We start from the raw sequence: 20,165 nt of genomic DNA, 5'->3' as shown, positions 1-20,165 counted from the left end.
TGATCACTCTCCTGATGCTTCAAGCTCTAAATTCTTATTATCGGCCACTTTGAAAAATGGATAATAAATAATGAATGAGACTCCGATTAAAATAATTTGTAAAATTGCTCCCTGAACACTACCGCCAGTAGCAAGGAACCCACCAAGAATTGGAGGCATTGTCCAAGGAAGAACAACCCCTGTTGTCATCGGAACTAATCCAGTTGCCATAGCGAAATAGGTAATTATTGCATTTACTGTTGGCGTGAGAATAAAAGGAATCATCATAATAGGATTCAAAACGGTTGGAAAACTGAACAGAATAGCAGTATTAATATTAAAGAGAGAAGGAATAAAGGAGATTCGTCCTAAACTCTTAAATGTACGACTTTTACTAAAGACAAGTAAGCAAATCGCTAATCCTACTGTAGCGCCACCACCGCCCATAAATACGAACAAATCTTTGAATGGCAAAGTAATAATATGTGGTAATTTTTCTCCCGCAGCTGCTGCAACTTGATTTGCTTCTGTGAACTGTAACCAAACCGGATCAACAAAAGCATTTAACACTTGTCCACCATTAACGCCAGTAAACCAGAAAAGTGAATTTACAAGCACAACAAGCACCATTCCACCTAGACTTCCTGCAATAAGTCCTAGTGGTTTACCTACAATTAATCCTAAAACCGCTCCAAGTCCACCTTCAACACCGGCAGCTTCTAATCCCTGGAAGACGCACGCCCAGAAAATCAATGTTGTTAATGCTGGAAGCAATGCAGCAAACGACTTACCCACAACGTCAGGGACATTTTTTGGCATTTTAATTGTAATACCTCTTTGAATAAAGAAGCGATAAATTTCAGCTGAAACTAATCCAACAGCAATAGCAACAAATAATGCACTTGCGTTCAAACTTCCAAATGGTATTGCTCCAGCAAATACTTGATTAATTTGTTCACCAGATTCGTTGAAAACCATTGTTGAGAATCTTGGTGCAAGTAAAATAAAAGAAGATAAAGCAATAACACCTGCAGAAGGTCCATCTGTCTCATATGATTCGGATAATCGATATGCAATACCGAATGTAGCTATGAGAGAGATGATCGCCATTGTTGATTGATTTAACCGATTTAAAATCCCCAACAAACCAATTTGCTCTAAAAAGCCTACTACTGAAAATCCCCCAGAAGCCTGATCCGGCCAACTGATTAGCAACAGGAAGAACGAGCCAACTAATACAAGTGGCATAGCCATCATAAAACCGTCACGAACTGCTTTCAAATGACGTTGATTTCCTACCTTAGTTCCAAAAGGAGCAAGTTTATGTTCAAGAAAATGCATTAATCTATTCATTTTCTTATCCTCCATTAATTTTATTTTATAAAATAAAGATATCATGTAAGCGCTTAATTGTCAAGTTTTTATTTATATTTTTAATTAAAAAACAAAATTTATTTATACATTCAGTATTTTTACTTCATTTTTTATAAAAAATATGTTATTCTTACATTGAAAAATACTATTTTCCAATGTGAGGTACTAAAATGGGAAAGAAAGAAGAAACCATTAGAAATATTTCTGGAAATATATTAAAAACTTTATTTAGACATCAAAAAAGCTCTAGAACAAGAATATCTAAATCTTTAAAAATTACTCCGGCAACTATTACGAATATGATTAGTTATCTTGTAGCTGAAAATAAAGTTATTGAGACTGGCGATGAGGTTCGAGATTATATTGGATCAGGTCGTAGTAGACGACTTATTACAGTAAATTCTCAATATAGACATTATATTGGAATAGAGATTAATGCCAATGGAATCTATTTAGCAGTCACAGACACTATTGGAAACCTAATCAAAAACAGCAATATAAAAATTACAGAATATGATTCCAAAAAAATAAATGAAATAATAATCCAATTAGTAACCGAAACTCTAGAAAAGTTTTCCTATCTTGAATTTGGAGCTCTCGGTATTGCTGTACCAGGCCACTTTGATTCAAAATCAGGACATATTATTTCAAATAATGTAAAGTGGATTTATTTTGATCTTGCCGTAATTAAAGAAAGTATTTCAATTCCTATTTTTCTAGAGAACAATATTAATTGCATGGCAATTGGTGCATATCTTTTTCATCCCGAAAGTTCGCCAGAGCAGTTTTTATTTATTCATATTGGACCTGGATTGTTCTGTTCATTTTTTGATAGCGAACATATTTTACAAAACAAAAACTTTTATATTGGAGAGATTGGTCATACAGTAGTTGATTTAAACGGACCTTCTTGTGAATGTGGAAAACGCGGATGCCTTCAAACTTATATTTCTGATACTTGGTTAATTAATAATGCAAGATTTTTATTTGAAAATGTTCAAGGTTCTATCATAAAAACTTTGGTTGAAAAACCAGAAGATATTACATTAGATGTTGTATACAATGCATACAGACTAGGAGATGGTTTTATTATTGAAAAAATTGAATCAGGGATTGATTTTTTAGCCACTTCAATCGCAAATACATTGATTATTTATGATTCAAAAAAAATTTTCATTAATAGCCAGTTATTAAATTATCCAGGTTTTTCAGAAAAAGTTAATAATCTTGTTGACAATCAATTGCAATTTATTCCAAGTAAAAATAATTTAGATATTGAATTCTTAACTTTAAATATATTTCGAGGTGCAATTGGAGCAGCATCCTTAGCAGTCTATAATCATTTTATCTTGGAAAATAACTCCAATTAATATAAAAAAAGAGTAACCAACAATTACTCTTTTTTATATTAATTTATACCAAATATTTTACTAAAAAATATCTATCCTTATTTCTTTCGTGCTAAAATGGTCGCAAACCGCATCTTGAGGAAATTACCATGTTCGTCATGCTTATGGAGCTGACCAAAATCCTCATTGTACTTGACCAATTCCCAGTCACGGTAGTATTCCTTCAACTCACCTGCTCGAAAGGTAAAGGAGAAATTCATCGGACAGGGTGCATCCTCCGTATCCATGGCCGCCACGATCAAGTTATAGCCACTAGGCCGTGTCTGCTCCTGCATATTGCGGATAATAGCTGGCACCCGCTCCCGCTCCAAGAACATAAAGACAACGGTTGAGATAATCCAGTCGTAATCCTGCTCCAGACTAGCTGAATTAATATCGTAAGTCCCAGCCTGCAAGTCCAAATCTTCTACTTCCTTGACCTGCAAAAGTGTCCGAATACTTGGTACATCTTTATCTACAGCAGTTACCTCAAACCCCTGCTGAGCCAAATAAAGACTGTTCCTACCATGACCACAACCTAGATCCAAAACCCTACAAGGCTTGATGATTTTCAATGCCTCTAAGACCTCTGAATGGGTTCGCGTATAGTCATATTTTTTAGCAAAATAATCCTCTGGCTGACAGAAAAATTCCAAGAAAAACTCCGTATCCTCTGTCAACAGGGTCACCTGTGGCACCACAAAGGGAATATCATCTGTCGGACCATAGATGTATTCTCCCAAAATCTCATTATCATCTGAAATCGGCTCAAATTTGAGTTGACCTCTCAAGACCTTGATTTTGGCCCAAGTCCCCACCTTGGTATTGTGCTTGGTCAAAAAATGCTGGGGAACCGTCTCTTGATTCCAAATGGGCATGCGTTTGTAAGGAACTAAAACTGTCATTATCTCTCCTTTTCTTTCCGATACACTTAGTCTATCACAAAGGAAATATGAATTCAAACCCATTTTTTTCTTGACTTAGAGTGAACTCCAAGGTGTATAATAAGTCTTATAGTCGTTCAGTTTATCTTTTATTACGTCAACGTATGAGGAAACTCCGTTTCTTTATCTCCAACTTCAAACACTCCACTGGATTGTTTGAACTCGCTTTGCCGTACTTTGTGTAAGTGACTTGCTTTCGCAAGCCTCATTGTCAACCTGGCACAGTCTGGTAGACTGCACAAGCTGTCTGCAACTTTTGACACGAACTTAGTTCGTTCTATATCCAACCTCTAACTGTCCCCCAGACAGTTAGAGCTAGTACTAAAAGCAAACTGAAAGACTATTTCAATCAGAAAGGATATTTACTGACAAGTAAGTGTGTGATGAATATGAAAGCAGCTATTTATGAAAAAGCCGGTAAGATGACCGTTGTAGAAATCGAAAAACCAAGCCTTCAAGCCAAAGATGATGTCATTATCAAGGTCGTGCGGGCCTGTGTCTGTGGTTCAGACCTTTGGGGCTACGGAGAAGACATTCACCATGACCATGGTGACACTAACTCTGGTCATGAAGCCATCGGGATTGTGGAGGCAGTCGGCGAGGACATTACAACCCTTGTTCCTGGTGACTTTGTGATTGTTCCATTTACACACGGTTGCGGACATTGCGATGCCTGTCGTGCTGGCTTTGACGGTACTTGTGACAACCATCCAGATTACACCAACTGGGGCAACAACTACCAGTCTCAATATATTCGTTTCCACTACGGCAACTGGGCCTTGGTCAAAATTCCTGGTCAGCCAAGTGACTACTCAGAAGGTATGATCAAATCTCTCTTGACTCTGGCAGATGTTATGCCAACAGGCTACCATGCTGCGCGTGTTGCAAATGTCAAACCTGGTGACAAGGTTGTTGTCATCGGTGATGGTGCAGTGGGGCAATGTGCCGTTATCGCAGCAAAAATGCGGGGAGCTTCTCAGATTATCATGATGAGCCGTCATGCTGACCGTCAGCAAATGGCTTTGGAATCAGGGGCTACTGCCATCGTAGCAGAACGTGGTGAAGAAGGTATTGCCAAAGTCCGTGAAATCCTAGGTGGTGGCGCTGATGCTGCTCTTGAATGTGTCGGTACAGAAGCCTCTATTGACCAAGCACTCGGCGTCCTTCACAGTGGTGGTCGCATCGGTTTTGTCGGTGTGCCACACTACAACAACCACGCCCTTGGCTCAACCTTTGCTCAAAATATCATTATCGGTGGTGGCTCTGCTTCTGTCACAACCTACGATAAAGAAATTTTGCTCGATGCCGTTCTCAAAGGCGACATCAACCCAGGTCGAGTTTTCACCCAAACTTACAGCCTGGACAATATCGACCAAGCCTACAAAGACATGGTCAACCGCAAAACGATTAAAGCAATGGTGACGGTGGATTAATACTCTGCGAAAATCAAATAATAACCCCCAGATAGTTTCGAAAATATCTGGGGTATTTGTTTTCCGATAACAAAAATGACCAGGATTTCTCCCAGTCTTAGCGACTATTGATAGCCTTCATAGTCCGTTTAATATCACGGTCTTGCTCACGGCGTTTAATTGACTCTCGCTTATCGTAATCGTGCTTCCCTTTGGCAAGCCCAATCAAAACCTTGGCAAAGCCGTCCTTGATATAGACCTTGAGCGGCACCAGGGTCATCCCTGTGCCCTTAACCTCATTGCCCAAGGACTCGATTTGCTTCTTCCGCAAGAGCAACTTGCGGGTCCGCGTTGGCTCCTGGTTCCAGATATTGCCCTCATCGTAGGGAGCAATATGGACATTGACCAACCAAGCCTCACCCTGCTTGATCTGGGCAAAGCCGTCCTTGAGGTTGATCCGCCCCGCACGAATGGACTTAATCTCCGTCCCCGTCAGGACCATCCCCGCCTCCACTGTATCGACAATGGTATAGTCGTGGCGGGCTTTTTTATTCTGTGCAATCACATTGCCCTCACCCTTGGCCATGCCTATCTCCTTTTCTTCTTGTTCTTTTTAGCCACTTCTTTGTAAAATGGTTTCTTTTTCTTGTCTTTTTTACCACTTTTTGACTTGTGGTCTTTTCCAGACTTGTGACGTCCGCTGTCGCGACCAGCAGCTTCTTGCTTGTGGTGCTTGCCCCGTCCTCGCCCTGACCGATCATCACGGTCACGGTTGGAGTGACTAGCCGTTCTCCGCTTGGCTTTCAAAGCTTTTTCGACAATATCCAGCTCGGACGGCACGTGGGCAAAATCAATTTCCCCTGTCATCTTGTCCGCCCGCGTTAGCTTGATACGGATTGGCTGACCGACACGGAAGACCCGACCAGATTTCTCACCCTGCAAGGTCAGAGTCCGCTCGTGGAACTGGTAGTATTCGTTGAGGTTGGTGACATGGATTAGGCCTTCAACCGTATTTGGCAACTCGACAAAAAGTCCAAACTTGACCACGCTAGACACGACACCATCAAACTCTTGCCCAACAAATTCTTGCATGAACTCTGCCTTCTTCATGGCTTCGACTTCCCGCTCTGCCTCAATGGCACGGCGTTCTAAACTGGACGAAGACTTGGCAAGCTCAGGAATAACCTGCTCAAAATGCTCTGCTTTTTCCGCAGGATTGTGACCATAGTCCCGCACCATACGGTGCACCAGCAGGTCAGGATAGCGGCGGATAGGACTGGTGAAGTGGGTGTAAAACTCCGCACCCAGTCCGTAGTGGCCGTGGTTGTGCTCTGAGTAACGTGCCTGCTGCATGGAGCGAAGCAACATCATATTGAGGACATCCGCATAGGGTTCATCCTTGACCCGCTCCATGAGATCCTGAAGGGCATCCTGACTAATAGAGCTAGCCGTACCATAGACCGTCAGACCAAAGCTGGTCGCATAGTCGATGAACTTCTGCAATTTGTCCGACTTAGGCTCCTCGTGGATCCGATAGATGAAAGGCGGGTCCAACTTGGCAAAATGCTCGGCAACACACTCATTGGCCGCCAGCATGAAGGACTCAATCATCCGCTCGGCAATGCCTCGCTGGCGCAGTTGAATATCGACTGGCAGACCGTCCTTGTTGACGATGATTTTAGCTTCAGCTGTGTCAAAATTCAGAGCTCCACGCTTGTACCGCATGGTTTCCAGCGTCTCATGGAGCTTGACCATGAGATCCACACTTGGCACGATCGCCTTGTATTTAGCAAGCTTTTCCTGATTGCCCGCAATCATATCATTGACATCGGAATAGGTCATGCGGAAGGTGGTTTTGATGACCGTCTGACCAATCCAGTGCTTGACTACCTTGCCTTTACGGTCAATTTCCATAATAGCCGACTGGGTCAGGCGATCCACATTTGGATTAAGGGAACAAATGCCATTTGACAGGCGTTCTGGCAGCATTGGCACCACACGGTCGGTCACATAGACAGAAGTCCCTCGCTTGACAGCTTCCTGGTCCAAGGCAGAGCCTTCGGTCACATAGTAGCTGACATCAGCGATATGGACACCCAGCTCCAGATTGCCGTTCTTGAGCTGCTTGATATGGACCGCATCATCCAAATCCTTGGCATCCGCACCGTCAATGGTGAAGATGATTTCATCTCGCAGGTCCAAGCGGCCTTCAAAGTCTTTCTCAGACGGACTTTCTGGCACTCGATTAGCCTCCGCCAAGACTTCATCAGGGAATTCCGACACGATGTCCATGGATTCCAAAACTTCCAAGACATCGATCCCCACATCGTCCTTGTGGCCCACCACGTCCCGAATGGTCGCAACAAAGTGGTCCCGTTTCTTGTTTGGATAAGCCTCGATATCAACTTTGAGGATTTCCGTTCCGGTCAATACCAGAGGTGACTTCTTGATATAAATCTTCTGAGCGATTTTCTGGTTTTTAGACTTGATATAGCCTGCATATTCAGGCTTGTCTTCGTCAAAAACAATCAAGCCTACCGCAGTTTTCAGGCTATGTTCTAAAATATCAATGACTTCCGCTTCCGCAGCCGTTCCCTTGAGCCTGTCCGCCACTTTCTTGATCGCCACTTCCACTCGGTCGCCCTCGATGGCGAAGTTGACATCGTCACGACTGACAAAGAGATCATCTTCCTCCTCATCAATGGTCACAAAACCAAAACCTGACTTGTGGGCACGGAAAATGCCCTGCAAGGTCACCTTGTTCTTGGAGATTTTTGGAGCAGGAAAAGTAATCCGCCCAGCATTGTCAAAGACAAGTTGACGACTGCCTTCCATGCTAGAAACCAGCTTGACCAAATCTGTGAAGCTCTTAGCAGAACTGGCTCCAAACTGATCTGCTAGCTGATCCATGGTCACAGGACCAACTTCTTTAATATAGTTAATAATTTCGTTTTTCATCTTACCTTTACTAAAAAAATAGACCAAGAACAAGTCCCAGTCTGATTTATCTACTTACTTGAAATGATAACAAGTGCCAGCGCATCCAGCATCCAAAGAAAAACAAGAATAGCTGTAATGCGTTGCATCACCGCTTCAAAACCACGGGCCTTTGTACGTTCAAATAAGGCTCCACTAGAAGAGTCAAAGACGTTGCTAGACTGGTTTTTAGCCGGTTGAATAAAAATCACTACAATCAAAATAACAGATAAAATCAACAGAATTGCTAATAATGCTTGATACATATTTTTTTCACTTTCTACAATAACTTATGACATTATACCATAAAACCTACTTAGTTTCAAGGTGGAGGGTTACTTTTCTCTCTTTTGGGCAGTATTTAAGGACTTCAATCTTATCTGGATGAGTCTTGGCGTTTTTGCTAGTCAAGTAGTTCTTACTACCACATTCTGAACATTGTAAATTGATTTTAACTCTCACTAAACATCCCTTACTTTCAAATAGTTTCTAAAATTGGTCAAAGACCAGATAAGGTTAAAGAGGACAAGTCCGCTCGACAGATAGAAAACCCAGTCATAACCCATGTGAGCAGCCACCGCAGACCCCATCATGGGACCAACAACAGAACCTAGATTATTAAAGAGTTGGTTGTAGGAAAATATCCTTGAAATCCCTTCTTTTGGGGTCAACTTGGTCAAAAGAGAATTGACCGAAGGCAACAATGCTCCTGTCCCAAAACCATACATGAATCGCAACAAACCAAGCTGGAAAGGATTTTCTGCAAAAACACAGAAAACATTAATCAACAGACTGTAAGTCAAAGCAATTAATAGAAGGCGATGATTGCCAATACGATCACCAATTTTCCCTAAATAACCTGATGTCACTAGCGATGCCATACCAGGCAAGGAAATGATAAAACCAGCTACAAAAAGGAGATTGTCTGTCTGTCCCAAATGCCGCACGTAGAGGGTCAATATAGGAACAACAGCCTGAGCAGCTGCAATAATAATCATAGAAGTCACAAAAAGTCCAACCAGCATCTGCCGATCTTTCACCTGCTCAAATACCTCTTTAACCGACATCTCTTCGCCTTTTTTGATTGGAACAAAATCCTCTCGAATATAGAAAACGGTCAGTAACACAACGATAGCATAAAGAAGTCCCACCAGCAAAAATACCATATGTACGCCAAACATCTCTGCTAAGATACCACCCAGGGTCGGACCAATCAAATTACCCGCTACCGCACCTGTTGATAAGGTCCCCAGAGCATACCCCGTCTTATCCTTTGGAACCTGACTGGCAATCAAGGCAGTCGCATTGGGAATGTACCCTGTAAATACCCCATTTAAGACACGTAAGGCAAGCAACCAAAAAACATTTGGTACAAAGGCCATACCACCCATAGTAAAAATCATCGCAAAAGCAGCCCGCACCATCATGGGCTTGCGACCGTAACGGTCCGCCAAACTCCCCCAAATAGGTGCCATCAAGGCTGCCGCAAGGGCATTAACAGATACCGCAAGTCCCGCATAATATTCTACCTGTCCAAGGCCTACCCCCAATTCTTCCACAAAAACCGAGATAAAAGGCATAACCAAGGTAAAACTCGTCCCTGTTAGGAAATTTCCCAACCAAGCCACCTTCAAATTCTGCTTCCAATAACTACTACCGTCGTCCATCCTTTAATTCCTCCAAAAGTTGCGCAACCTGTGTTAAGGTCGCCTCAACCGCTCCGCTATTGTCAATCACCACCTGGGCTTGCGACCGTTTTTCCTCTAAAGAAAGCTGAGCAGCCAGACGATTTTCTGCATCTTGAACAGCTAAGCCATTGCGTTTCATAAGCCGTTCCAACTGCTGCGCTCTATCGACATAAACTAGCCAGACTTCATTTACTTCCCCGCTATAATCAGCCTCGTAAAGCAAAGGAATATCCATGAAAATTACATCCTCAGTCTGCTTGAGAGCATCCCTTCTGTCTAACAGCTCCTGCCTGATAATCTTGTCCTGCAAGACAGATAAACGAGCCCGCAGATTGCTATCCGCAAAGACAGCCTGTCCCAGCTTAGCCCTATCTAGACTGCCATCAGCTGACAGGATAGCTTCCCCAAACTCGGCAAGCAAAACCTGGTAGAGTTTGCCACCCTTGACCTGCAATTCATGCACGACCGCATCCGCATCGATGACTGGATGACCCTGTTCTCGCAAAAAAGCTGTAACCGTTGATTTTCCTGAAGCGATACCGCCTGTCAATCCGATAACTTTAGCCATGTTTCACCTGACACTGAGGACAGAAATGTGTCCCCCGACCGCCCAGCTGGATTTTGACAATCTCGGTCTGGCAACGGGGACAAGCCTGTCCTGTCTTTCCATAAACTTGTAAATAATCCTGCATAGTCCCGTCCATGCCCAAGGCATTTTTGTAGGTCCGAATGGTTGAGCCTCCTTTTTCGATACCAAGTTGCAGAACTTCTATGGTGGCTTGACGGAGATCTGCCACCTGCTCTGCCGATAGCTGATTACTTGCTTGAGCAGGATGAACTTGTGCTCTAAACAGAGCCTCATCTACATAGATATTTCCCAAACCAGCCACCAAAGACTGGTCCAAAAGATGTGACTTAATAGGCTTTTTCGACTTAACTAACTTTTTGGCAAATTCTTCTAAGTCAAAATCTTCCTCCGTCGGCTCAGGACCAATTTTTCGACTGATAAAATAGGCATCCACATCTGCCTTGCCCAGCAGTTCCATTGTGCCAAACTTGCGGACATCCTGATAAACCAAGGTCGAGCCATCTGAAAAAGTAAAAAAGGCATGGAAATGTTTGTTGGCAGGCACCTGATTAGGAAAGAAATTGTACTTACCTTCCATCCGCAAGTGGGAAATGAGAACATGGTCTGTCAGGTAAATCAAGAGATACTTACCACGACGGTCCACATCTAAAATCTCCTGACCAAGCAAGTCCTGACAGAAAGCATCGGCACCAGTCTTAACCATAGGGGCATAGGTCACCTTGACCTTTTCGATGACCTTTCCCTTGACCAACCGATTTAAACCACGACGAACCGTCTCAACCTCAGGCAATTCGGGCATACTACGATACTAAGCCGTTAAGCGACTCAAAGAAAAATAGAAACCTGACCGACGGTGCTTCGGCGCCTAGGTCACGGTTGTCTTTTTTCAAAGAGTCGTAGGCGAGTTCAATTACAACACCTAACCGGCTTTCCTTTCTAAATAATGATAACAAGATAAAAGGAGAGCGACGCTGTGTGACTTGCACACAAGGAGCTCTATCTATTTGGGAGAGGGAAAGAACTCGAACAATCCTAGAAGAGTTTACCTCACATCCATAAATCTAAGTTCGGGCTAAAATAGTCCACTGGACTATTTTACTCCCACCCCCACACAGCTCCAAAGGTTTGGGGAACCTTTGGAGGTTGGAAATAGTGCGAACAGGGTTCGCTTCCTTAGTATAGGTCAGATTTGGAGTGTGGAACACGAACAAATCTGCCAATCAACCACTGTGCTGAGATGTTGACACTAGCCTTAAATAGTGCAACAAACTACCTTTTCAAGTACGCTAACACTCGTCCTTTCTAACAAAATTACAAAGCAAATAGAAACCTGACCGACGGTGCTTCGACACCTAAGGTCACGGTTGTGATTTTCAAAGAGGCCTAGGCGAGTTCAATTACAACACCTAATCGGCTTTCCTTTCTAAACTAAATTTTTGATTGATAACCTGTTAATCACTAGTCAAATCTAGAACATAGTGAACTGTTCGACTAACTTCTCGGAAGCCATGTTTGATATGAAAGTTCTGGCTCAGTAGATTGTCTAGTTCCGCATCAGACCCTAGTTGGCATACATCTCGGCTTTTAGCCCAACCCTCTGCAAAATTTAACAGTTCTTCCGCAATCCCTTGATTACGATAATTCGGACTAATAAAAATTCCTTCTAAAATAGGCAACTGGACCCGCCTGACATCCTTCTACATAGTCGCGGCGAAGCGATAAACTAATCCACGCTATCGGCTCCTCACTTTGAGAGTAATACAAAAACTCAAAAGGAAACTCATTATTTGAAAATTTTTCTATCAAAACTTGCTCTTTTGTCTGCCAAACCTGACTTGCAAAAGTAGCCCAGATAGAAAGAGTCTGTTCATTAACTGCTCTAATTGTCATAATATCTCACCGTAACGACGGAAAACACCACAAAAGTGGTGCTTCACGCTTGAAATTGATTCTTTTCTATTCTGGTGAGACAAGTCACACCAGGCTACCTCGCCTTCCAATTTCTAGGCTCGGGTTTTCAAATGGTCACTTTCACATTCCTATGTGACCTGCTGAAACAGTCTATTCCTAGATTGTTTCACTCCCCCGAACTTCCTCGCTCTCCAATTTCTAGGCTCGGGTTAAAAACGTCCCCCGGACGTTTTTAATACTCTTTCTCATTATAGCCAAAATCGGCGAGGTCGAGTTTTTTGTCTCGCCAGTTTTTCTTGACCTTGACCCAGGTTTCGAGGAAGACTTTGTCGCCCAACATCAATTCAATATCACGACGGGCCATGGAGCCGATTTTCTTGAGCATGGCTCCTTGCTTGCCGATGATGATGCCTTTCTGGCTATCACGCTCAACCATAATCGTCGCTCGGATATGGACCTTGTCGGTAAATTCATCACGTTTCATGGACTCGATGACAACGGCAACAGAGTGCGGAATTTCCTCACGAGTCAGGTGTAGAACCTTCTCCCGAATCATCTCAGATACCAAGAAACGTTCTGGGTGGTCAGTGATTTGGTCCGCAGGGAAATATTGGAAACCTTCATCCAGATTTTCCTTGAGAATTTCCATGAGACGATTAACATTGTTCCCTTGGGTAGCAGAAATTGGCACAATTTCCTTGAAGTCCATCAGTTGACGGAAATCATCAATCTGTTCCAAAAGCTGGTCTGGATGAACCTTGTCAATCTTGTTAACCACTAAAATGACTGGAACCTTGGCCTGTTTAAGGCGTTCCATAATCATGTCGTCACCCTTGCCTCGTTTTTCATCGGCTGGCACCATAAAGAGTACCGTGTCCACTTCACGCAGGGTGCTATAGGCAGATTCCACCATAAAGTCACCCAAAGCCGTCTTAGGCTTGTGGATTCCTGGTGTGTCAATGAAGACAATCTGCTCTTCTTCTGTTGTATAAATCCCCATAATCTTATTACGGGTTGTTTGAGCCTTATCGCTCATGATGGCAATTTTTTGCCCCATTACATAGTTGAGAAAAGTTGATTTCCCAACGTTTGGACGACCTAAAATCGCCACAAAACCTGACTTAAATGTCATGTATTCTCCTTATATTCTAAAAAATAAAGTCCCAAATTTTCGGCACAAAGATAATCAATCCTGTCAACAAGGCGAATCCTGACACAAACAAGACTGCCCCTGCTGCCATATCTTTTGCATTCTTTGCCAACATAGAAAAATGATAGTCTGACGCCAAATCCACCACATTCTCAATAGCCGAATTCACAATTTCAAAAGCGATAACCAGACTAATACTGAGCAAGAGGAAGAGCCATTCTGTCACAGATACTTGGAAAATAAGTCCCGCAAGCACAACAAGGACAGCTGAAGCAAGGTGCTTCTTCATATTGCGTTCTTCCTTGAAAGCCGTCAACAAACCCGTTACTGCAAATTCTAGACTTGCAATCAATTCTCGGTTTTTCCAGCGATTTTTTGAATTATTCTCTTGTAAGTCCATAGGCCGTCAAAATTTCTTCTTGTAAACCAAACATTTCTGCTTCTTCTTCTGACGTATAATGATCATAGCCATTGATATGCAGAAAACCGTGTACAGCTAAAAAGCCCATTTCGCGCTCGTAGCTATGTCCGTAATCTTCAGCTTGCTCACGTGCCTTATCGATAGAAATATACAATTCACCAATATAGGCATCGAAATCTTCCATCATTTCAGCCAATTCAGGATTGTCCAGTAAGTCTTCCTCATCAAAAACAATCTCCGACTCTGGCTTATATTCTAGACTGACAACATCTGTGGGACGGTCAATTCCTCGGTATTCCAAATTGACCTCATGGACGCGAGCATTGTCCACAAAGGTCACAGCCATTTCCTTATTTTGCTTGCCAATTTTTTCGGCAGCAAACTGGAGCAATTCTGTAATCTGCTCCTGCATTTGAGCAGAAACCTGCCCTGTTTCATCAATCATTTCAATATACATAATCTTACATTCCTTTTACGTTTCCATTATATCATAAAACCTATCAATGAGGGGGTTTTAGTGGTATAATGTCCTCAGAAGCTATCAGAGGAATGGAAAATGTTACAAACACCGAAACACATCACTGCCATCATTGAGTCTCATCTGGATCAGATGACTAGACTTGAAAAGCAGATTGCCAGTTATTTTACTCAGTTAGACCCATCTAGCGCCGATCTTAGCCAAGAAAACACTATACAGCAACTCCACATTTCTCCATCTGCTCTTACCCGTTTTGCCAAAAAATGTGGATTTTCCGGTTATCGAGAATTTGTCTTTGCCTTTCAAAATAACCAACAATACTTGGATAAACATTTTGAAAAATTACAGCGGAGCCTAACAAAAAAAGTCTTGGTAAACTATGAGGAAATCCTAACTGCTACCAATAAACTCGTTGATGAAGAAAAATTGGAAGAAATTGCCAAACTGATTGATAGTAGCAAGCGTGTCTATTTTTACGGAATCGGCAGTTCTGGTTTGGTTGCAATGGAAATCAAATCCCGCTTTATGCGACTGGGTGTAATCTGTGATGCAATTACTGATAAAAACAATCTTATTTGGACAACTACTATTTTAGACCCTAGTTGCCTGGTCATCGGTCTTTCTCTGTCTGGTCAGACAGAAGAGGTCATGGAGCATCTCCACCTGGCTGCTCAAAAGGGGATTCCTACCGCCCTGTTAACAACTAAGAGTTTTCCCCATTCGACTTTTGACCAAATCATTCCAGTCGCCTCTGTCCGACACCTTAATTATGGCAACCGTATCTCACCCCAAATTCCCCTGCTCATCATGCTAGATATTATCTACGCCTACTTTTTGGCTATTGACAAGGAGAAAAAAGAGAATATTTTCAAGCAAACTATTAGAGAATAATTCATCCATCTTTCTATTTCACAACACTCTTAAAAAGACAAAAAGCATTCAAAAATACCCGATAGGTACAGTTTGAATGCTTTTAATTCACTTAAATCTAACTCTATTCTTCAAGACCAAGAATTTGATTGATTTCTTGGCTGTACAGAATAGCCTTACCTCCGAAAATAGCCTGTATTCCTCCTTTTACATCCAAAACAGCCGTTGCACCTATCGACTGAATAACTCCCTTATCCACAAGACCACTATTTCTGAGCGATACTCTTAATCGAGTCGCACAGGCAGTCACATTCTCAATATTATCTGCTCCACCAAGAGCATCGATGATAGCAATTGCATTATCACGAAGACTAGAACCGTTTGATAAAACTTTTTCAGAATGTGATGCTTGATCACTGCTTTCCATACCAGGAACTAGCACGTGAAATTTGGTTACTAAAAATTTGAAAACTAGATAATAAACTGCTGCCCAAAGCAAGCCTACAGGAATAACGTAAATCCAATTGGTTTTGTCATTTCCTTGGAAAACACCAAAAATCAAGTAATCAATAAGCCCACCAGAAAATGAGTTCCCAATACGAATTTGCAGGAGATCCGCAACTAAGAATGATAATCCATCTAAAAATGCGTGAACAACATATAGCCATGGAGCAACAAACAAGAAAGAAAACTCGATTGGCTCAGTAATTCCTGTCAATAAGGAAGTTAATGCACTACTTGAATAAAAACTACCAACCTTCTTACGATTTTCCTTAGGAATTGCGTGATACATAGCCAAACAAGATGCTGGTAGACCAAAAATCATCGTTGCAAATCGACCAGCAAAAAATCGAGTTCCATAAGTAAATAAGCCTGTATGGTTCGCATCTGCTAATTGAGCAAAGAAAATATTTTGCGCACCTTGGATCGTCTCACCTGCTACCACTTCACTTCCACCTAATGAAGTATACCAAAACATTGGATAGATGGTATGGTGCAAGCCAAACGCACCTGTCAAACGTAATCCAAAACCATATAAGAAGGTTCCAAAACTTCCCATCTCTGCTATTGCCTTACCAAAATCAACTAACAAATTCTGAATCGGTGGCCAAATTATATAAAAAATGGAACAAATCGCAATTGCTGCAAATGATGAAATAATTGGAATAAAGCGAGAGCCTCCGAAGAAACCAAGAAAGGCTGGTAATTCAATTTTTCGGTATTTGTTGTGTAAAGTTGCAACAGTGATACCAATCGCTAAAGCGCCCAAAACTCCAGTATCAATGCTTGCTCCCTTATCTGCAAAAAGAGTTAAAAATCCACTAATAGTAGCCGTATAAACCAAGTATGCAACCCCAGCAGATAGGCCAGCAGTCCCCTTATCAGCATCTGCCAAACCTACAGCAACACCAATTGCAAAAATCAACGCTAAATTCGCAAATACCGCACTACCTGCCGTACTCATGATAGTGAATACAGCTTGCAACCACGCTTGATCCAATACAGGAAATTGTGCTACAGCATTACTATTTGATAAGGCGCCTCCAATTCCCAGTAAGAGACCAGCAACAGGCAAAATTGAGATTGGCAACATAAAGGCCTGCCCTAGCTGAGAAAACTTCTTAAAATTCATACTCCATTCCTTTCTATAACCTATTTATTATTTATGTAAAGCACTAATAAACCGCTCTGCGATTTCTTTTGGACGTGTAATTGCACCGCCTACAACAATTCCTGCCACACCTAAATCATGAATAATTTTTACTTGGTCAGGATAGTGTATTTTTCCTTCCGCTATCACATCGATACCTGCTCGGCACAAGCGGTCAACCAATTCAATATCCGGTCCCTCCTCCTGCCTACTATAGGATGTATACCCCGAAAGTGTTGTCCCAACAAAATCGATGCCTGCTTCATAAGCAGTTAATCCTTCCTCAAAGGTTGAAATATCTGCCATAAAAAGTTGCTCGGGGTATTTTTCCTTGATTTGCTTAATGAAATCAACAACATCGAGTCCGTCATAACGCTCACGCTTGGTACAATCAAGAGCAATGACCTCAATATCTAGAGCTGCTAACTCGTCTACTTCTCGCATCGTAGCCGTAATAAAGGGCTCTTGTGGAGGATAGTCTCGCTTGATAATTCCTATAATTGGCAAAGTAGTTACTTCTTTTATCTCCTTAATATCTCGCACACTATTGGCCCGAATACCGACTGCCCCTGCTTCTTGGGCAGCCTTGACTAGTAAAGGCATAATACCGCCTTCTTCCCTATACAGAGGTTCGCCTGGCAAAGCCTGACAGGAAATGATAATACCGTCCTTAATTTGTTGCTTTAAATCTGTCTTACTAATAGTCCCCATTGTGTCATTCCTTTCTGCTCTATACTAGAGATAGCGCTTACATTATTTATTATATAGTATATTATTATTTTTTCAATAACCTCTTTTTATTTAGAATGTAATTTCGATTTTTGTAGAAATACAAAAATTCCTAAAAATAGTTTCAGAACGAGTTCTCATACCTAAAAGTAGTTTTTAGGAAAATATAAAAGATTCTACCCAAAATTTGAATAGAATCCTTATTTTAATACCATTTTCTTGTGATAAGTTTCTGACGAATAGTATTTAGCTCCAGCTTCTGTGGCTAAGAGAGTATAATACATTGCCAGATTACTCTATCAACTCATCCGCATACTGTGGGTATAACGTTGTTCCCCAGATGGTTATTTTACGTTGACCAACAAGTGGTAAATCTTTGTCATAAACTGTTCTCCACCACTCCCATGCTAATCCTGTACATTCTTGAATATTGACATGAAGATTGCGAGCATTTCCTGGAATTTGAATGGTTTCACTCCAGTGTGAGGTCAGATTTACACCATTCTTATCCCAAGCTTTTGGTTCCCAAACTTCTTCTCCAGCTTCATTGTAAGATACTTCTTCCCAAGTAATGTTGTATTTCGCAACATAAGCACCTGAATGGTCCAATGTCAATGCACTACTATTATGGACGGTTGAAGTTGTTTCTATGTACTCTGAATTGCTCAAAATCTGAGCAGGTCTATTGTCTTTGACAAAGTTGGTTGAATACGAAATCGGAACACCTGGATTGAGTTTTCCGTATCTTGCACCTTCTTCAATAATCTTCTTCAGTGTTTCAATATTTCCGCTCACAACAGTAGCTGCACTACCTGCATCCCCACCAAAAATATAAGCAGAGAATGAAGTATTTTTCAGAATGTCTTGATACTCAGCATTGCCACTAATATCAACGCCTTTGATGGCTGCTTTAAATGCGGCTTGAACTTGGGTACTCCTACTGCTAGTTTCTAACTTGATGAACATAGAGCGTCCATAAGAAACGCTGGAAACATAAACAGGAGGTACCTCATCTGTTATCCCATTTCGTTGCAAATCTTCTACAGTTGTCCCTTCTGCAAAAAGCTTGCTTGGAGATTCTGGTTCATCAACACTAACTGTATAATAAATTTGTTTAAAGTTAATGATCTGAACCTGTTTTTCACCCGAATTCACGGCATCAAAATTGATATCTAATGGTACTGCAATTTTTTCAAAAGAGGTTCCGAACTTCGTTTTTAATTGTGACATACTGTATGCCATTGTTTCATCATATTGAAGCTCTGCTTGGGTATTGCCATACTCTCCAGCATACGTATTATTCCATTTAGACAGAAGGTTATTCACCCCTGTTCGAACAGTACTTCTTGTTGGAGAATTTACAACAGTGTGGCTATCCCCATTGGCCAAACCAGGTAAATTCAAACTAAGCGTCAGATCTCCCCGCGCAATACTGATAAGCGTTGGATTATTATCCAGAAGATTTTGGTCAGCACGCAATAAAGCACCTGGATAAATATTTGCAGCCTTAGCATCAATAACAGCAATATCTGCACTATTGTTCGTAATATTCTTCTTTTCTCTGCGAAGTACCACAAAACGTCCGTTTTCTAACATACCAGTTGTTGCTGGCGGATTATCAATGTATTCTCCCTCATTTGTAAGAATCTCTTGTGGCTCGTAAGTCAAGCTTTGAAAATACTGATTAATATCTTGTTTGGAATCTGCAAGAACACTCAATGGTGTGACCCCTACGAGTGCCAAACTGACTATTGAGCTTAAAATCAAGTGCGAACTTTTTCTCATAAGTTTTATCCTTTCATGTTTTCACTAATGAAATGAATAGATATAAAAAAATGGTATTAAAAAAACAAACGTTTGCGAATTCATTCTGCACCTTTTTAGATAAGTTGTCAAGACTACTTGAGATGGAAAACAGACAAAAAACAGATTACACCCCTCTATTTGTTGTTTTTCCAACAATTTCCGGAACCTTTCTGTAAATAATCTATTCATTTTCTGTTTTTCTGAATTTCTATCAGTTTTTCATACACATTATCACTTATAAATATTTGCAATAACAGCTAGATATTATAGACAATATGTAAAGACCTCCAATTGAGTGTAGTAATTCCTGTTAGAAGTTGATTTTTTTTATTCTAGTGTACAGGTAAATCCACGAATTCTCAACTGGGGGTCTTTACATATTGTCTATACCTCCTCTTTTTGAACACAAAAACTCCCCCGACTAGCTTCTAATCCTATTAAAAACTTGTTAGGAGAGTTATTCCATTTTATTTATCCAATCGGCTTTATGATGTTTTTGATAAGGGAATCCAGGTTGGACCATTCGTCAATCATATAATCTGCTCGAAAGGAACTTTCTGGCTCTGACCGTTTTCTGTGATTAAACCAGACCGCTTGCCAACCAGCTGTTTTTGCCCCGATGATGTCATTTTCAAACGAATCCCCTAGATAACAAATATCTTCGCCTGACATTGATATACTCCCCTTATAGTGGACAGTGAAAAAACAAAAATTTTCACTAGAAACTATAAAGGGAGTTTTATTATGTCCAAAAGAAGTCCAAAGTCTGTCTCTGAGAAACTAGAAATTGTTCTACTCC

Annotated in this window: 20 protein-coding genes and 1 pseudogene; 3 read left to right on the top strand and 18 right to left on the bottom strand. The window is 41.4% G+C overall.

Features of this window, described 5'->3' with window-relative positions:
• Positions 1-3: 3 nt before the first annotated feature.
• Positions 4-1,332, bottom strand: a complete 1,329-nt coding sequence (locus ODU34_RS08385) for a PTS sugar transporter subunit IIC (RefSeq protein WP_398578457.1) — start codon at positions 1,330-1,332, stop codon at positions 4-6.
• Positions 1,333-1,523: 191 nt separating this feature from the next.
• Between ODU34_RS08385 and ODU34_RS08380 the strand changes: the two genes are divergently transcribed.
• On the top strand, positions 1,524-2,723 hold the full coding sequence (locus tag ODU34_RS08380) for an ROK family protein (protein ID WP_398578456.1): 1,200 nt from the start codon (positions 1,524-1,526) through the stop codon (positions 2,721-2,723).
• Between the two features lie 77 nt (positions 2,724-2,800).
• Here ODU34_RS08380 and tehB read toward each other — a convergent pair whose 3' ends face one another.
• Positions 2,801-3,646, bottom strand: coding sequence for an SAM-dependent methyltransferase TehB (gene tehB, locus ODU34_RS08375; RefSeq protein ID WP_398578455.1), 846 nt, complete (start codon positions 3,644-3,646; stop codon positions 2,801-2,803).
• A gap of 428 nt (positions 3,647-4,074) precedes the next feature.
• Here tehB and ODU34_RS08370 point away from each other — a divergent pair, with 428 nt between their 5' ends.
• Positions 4,075-5,118, top strand: a complete 1,044-nt coding sequence (locus ODU34_RS08370) for a zinc-binding dehydrogenase (RefSeq protein ID WP_398578468.1) — start codon at positions 4,075-4,077, stop codon at positions 5,116-5,118.
• 97 nt (positions 5,119-5,215) lie between these two features.
• Here the strand turns inward: ODU34_RS08370 and smpB are convergent, their stop codons facing one another.
• The 12 genes from smpB to ybeY form a co-directional block, all read right to left on the bottom strand.
• On the bottom strand, positions 5,216-5,683 hold the full coding sequence (smpB, locus tag ODU34_RS08365; protein WP_002935771.1) for an SsrA-binding protein SmpB: 468 nt from the start codon (positions 5,681-5,683) through the stop codon (positions 5,216-5,218).
• Positions 5,684-5,685: 2 nt separating this feature from the next.
• Positions 5,686-8,055 (bottom strand): ribonuclease R, encoded by a 2,370-nt coding sequence (gene rnr / locus ODU34_RS08360; protein ID WP_398578454.1) that lies wholly within the window; start codon positions 8,053-8,055, stop codon positions 5,686-5,688.
• Between the two features lie 50 nt (positions 8,056-8,105).
• On the bottom strand, positions 8,106-8,339 hold the full coding sequence (secG, locus tag ODU34_RS08355; RefSeq protein WP_002935768.1) for a preprotein translocase subunit SecG: 234 nt from the start codon (positions 8,337-8,339) through the stop codon (positions 8,106-8,108).
• A 46-nt stretch (positions 8,340-8,385) separates the two neighbouring features.
• Positions 8,386-8,535, bottom strand: coding sequence for a 50S ribosomal protein L33 (gene rpmG, locus ODU34_RS08350; protein ID WP_012775228.1), 150 nt, complete (start codon positions 8,533-8,535; stop codon positions 8,386-8,388).
• Complete coding sequence (locus tag ODU34_RS08345) at positions 8,535-9,740, bottom strand: multidrug efflux MFS transporter (RefSeq protein ID WP_398578453.1); 1,206 nt, start codon at positions 9,738-9,740, stop codon at positions 8,535-8,537. The genes rpmG and ODU34_RS08345 overlap by 1 nt, the downstream gene beginning before the upstream one ends.
• The gene (gene coaE, locus ODU34_RS08340) at positions 9,727-10,329 is read right to left on the bottom strand and encodes a dephospho-CoA kinase (RefSeq protein WP_253213464.1); all 603 of its coding nucleotides are present in this window, start codon (positions 10,327-10,329) and stop codon (positions 9,727-9,729) included. The genes ODU34_RS08345 and coaE overlap by 14 nt, the downstream gene beginning before the upstream one ends.
• Positions 10,322-11,149, bottom strand: coding sequence for a DNA-formamidopyrimidine glycosylase (gene mutM, locus ODU34_RS08335; RefSeq protein WP_398578452.1), 828 nt, complete (start codon positions 11,147-11,149; stop codon positions 10,322-10,324). The genes coaE and mutM overlap by 8 nt, the downstream gene beginning before the upstream one ends.
• A 652-nt stretch (positions 11,150-11,801) precedes the next feature.
• Complete coding sequence (locus ODU34_RS08330) at positions 11,802-12,026, bottom strand: GNAT family N-acetyltransferase (protein ID WP_398578451.1); 225 nt, start codon at positions 12,024-12,026, stop codon at positions 11,802-11,804.
• Positions 11,998-12,240: a hypothetical protein gene (locus tag ODU34_RS08325; protein ID WP_238141289.1), complete on the bottom strand. Its 243-nt coding sequence runs from the start codon at positions 12,238-12,240 to the stop codon at positions 11,998-12,000. The genes ODU34_RS08330 and ODU34_RS08325 overlap by 29 nt, the downstream gene beginning before the upstream one ends.
• Positions 12,241-12,493: 253 nt before the next feature.
• Positions 12,494-13,393, bottom strand: coding sequence for a GTPase Era (era, locus tag ODU34_RS08320; RefSeq protein ID WP_172030234.1), 900 nt, complete (start codon positions 13,391-13,393; stop codon positions 12,494-12,496).
• Between the two features lie 16 nt (positions 13,394-13,409).
• A complete protein-coding gene (locus ODU34_RS08315; RefSeq protein WP_012027339.1) occupies positions 13,410-13,811 on the bottom strand; it encodes a diacylglycerol kinase family protein in 402 nt (133 codons plus the stop codon).
• On the bottom strand, positions 13,792-14,289 hold the full coding sequence (ybeY, locus tag ODU34_RS08310; RefSeq protein ID WP_398578448.1) for an rRNA maturation RNase YbeY: 498 nt from the start codon (positions 14,287-14,289) through the stop codon (positions 13,792-13,794). Before ybeY ends, ODU34_RS08315 begins: the two co-directional genes overlap by 20 nt.
• Positions 14,290-14,388: 99 nt before the next feature.
• Here ybeY and ODU34_RS08305 point away from each other — a divergent pair, with 99 nt between their 5' ends.
• On the top strand, positions 14,389-15,201 hold the full coding sequence (locus ODU34_RS08305; RefSeq protein ID WP_105178985.1) for a MurR/RpiR family transcriptional regulator: 813 nt from the start codon (positions 14,389-14,391) through the stop codon (positions 15,199-15,201).
• A gap of 103 nt (positions 15,202-15,304) precedes the next feature.
• On the opposite strand, the gene ODU34_RS08300 is transcribed toward ODU34_RS08305, so the two are convergent.
• From ODU34_RS08300 to ODU34_RS08285, 4 genes and pseudogenes are all read right to left on the bottom strand, one after another.
• Entirely contained in the window at positions 15,305-16,813 is a 1,509-nt protein-coding gene (locus ODU34_RS08300; protein ID WP_105178984.1) for a PTS transporter subunit EIIC, read from the bottom strand.
• A 27-nt stretch (positions 16,814-16,840) separates the two neighbouring features.
• Positions 16,841-17,542 (bottom strand): N-acetylmannosamine-6-phosphate 2-epimerase, encoded by a 702-nt coding sequence (locus ODU34_RS08295; protein WP_044763506.1) that lies wholly within the window; start codon positions 17,540-17,542, stop codon positions 16,841-16,843.
• A 309-nt stretch (positions 17,543-17,851) separates the two neighbouring features.
• Entirely contained in the window at positions 17,852-19,345 is a 1,494-nt protein-coding gene (gene sly, locus ODU34_RS08290; protein WP_052828130.1) for a cholesterol-dependent cytolysin suilysin, read from the bottom strand.
• A gap of 492 nt (positions 19,346-19,837) precedes the next feature.
• Positions 19,838-20,044: pseudogene (locus tag ODU34_RS08285) on the bottom strand (HAD family hydrolase); the annotation flags it as partial.
• Between the last annotated feature and the right edge of the window lie 121 nt (positions 20,045-20,165).

Source organism: Streptococcus sp. 2018WUSS126, assembly GCF_044427425.1.
GTDB classification, from domain to species: domain Bacteria; phylum Bacillota; class Bacilli; order Lactobacillales; family Streptococcaceae; genus Streptococcus; species Streptococcus hashimotonensis.
The sequence above is the reverse complement of the archived record's forward strand: the minus strand, read 5'-3'. Positions and strand labels throughout refer to the sequence as shown.

Excerpts from the sequence above, each read along its gene's own strand:
- ODU34_RS08385 (WP_398578457.1), bottom strand. The coding sequence starts at position 1,332 with ATGAATAGATTAATGCATTTTCTTGAACATAAACTTGCTCCTTTTGGA.
- ODU34_RS08380 (WP_398578456.1), top strand. The coding sequence starts at position 1,524 with ATGGGAAAGAAAGAAGAAACCATTAGAAATATTTCTGGAAATATATTA.
- tehB (WP_398578455.1), bottom strand. The coding sequence starts at position 3,646 with ATGACAGTTTTAGTTCCTTACAAACGCATGCCCATTTGGAATCAAGAG.
- ODU34_RS08370 (WP_398578468.1), top strand. The coding sequence starts at position 4,075 with ATGAAAGCAGCTATTTATGAAAAAGCCGGTAAGATGACCGTTGTAGAA.
- smpB (WP_002935771.1), bottom strand. The coding sequence starts at position 5,683 with ATGGCCAAGGGTGAGGGCAATGTGATTGCACAGAATAAAAAAGCCCGC.
- rnr (WP_398578454.1), bottom strand. The coding sequence starts at position 8,055 with ATGAAAAACGAAATTATTAACTATATTAAAGAAGTTGGTCCTGTGACC.
- secG (WP_002935768.1), bottom strand. The coding sequence starts at position 8,339 with ATGTATCAAGCATTATTAGCAATTCTGTTGATTTTATCTGTTATTTTG.
- ODU34_RS08345 (WP_398578453.1), bottom strand. The coding sequence starts at position 9,740 with ATGGACGACGGTAGTAGTTATTGGAAGCAGAATTTGAAGGTGGCTTGG.
- coaE (WP_253213464.1), bottom strand. The coding sequence starts at position 10,329 with ATGGCTAAAGTTATCGGATTGACAGGCGGTATCGCTTCAGGAAAATCA.
- mutM (WP_398578452.1), bottom strand. The coding sequence starts at position 11,149 with ATGCCCGAATTGCCTGAGGTTGAGACGGTTCGTCGTGGTTTAAATCGG.
- ODU34_RS08325 (WP_238141289.1), bottom strand. The coding sequence starts at position 12,240 with ATGACAATTAGAGCAGTTAATGAACAGACTCTTTCTATCTGGGCTACT.
- era (WP_172030234.1), bottom strand. The coding sequence starts at position 13,393 with ATGACATTTAAGTCAGGTTTTGTGGCGATTTTAGGTCGTCCAAACGTT.
- ODU34_RS08315 (WP_012027339.1), bottom strand. The coding sequence starts at position 13,811 with ATGGACTTACAAGAGAATAATTCAAAAAATCGCTGGAAAAACCGAGAA.
- ybeY (WP_398578448.1), bottom strand. The coding sequence starts at position 14,289 with ATGTATATTGAAATGATTGATGAAACAGGGCAGGTTTCTGCTCAAATG.
- ODU34_RS08305 (WP_105178985.1), top strand. The coding sequence starts at position 14,389 with ATGTTACAAACACCGAAACACATCACTGCCATCATTGAGTCTCATCTG.
- ODU34_RS08300 (WP_105178984.1), bottom strand. The coding sequence starts at position 16,813 with ATGAATTTTAAGAAGTTTTCTCAGCTAGGGCAGGCCTTTATGTTGCCA.
- ODU34_RS08295 (WP_044763506.1), bottom strand. The coding sequence starts at position 17,542 with ATGGGGACTATTAGTAAGACAGATTTAAAGCAACAAATTAAGGACGGT.
- sly (WP_052828130.1), bottom strand. The coding sequence starts at position 19,345 with ATGAGAAAAAGTTCGCACTTGATTTTAAGCTCAATAGTCAGTTTGGCA.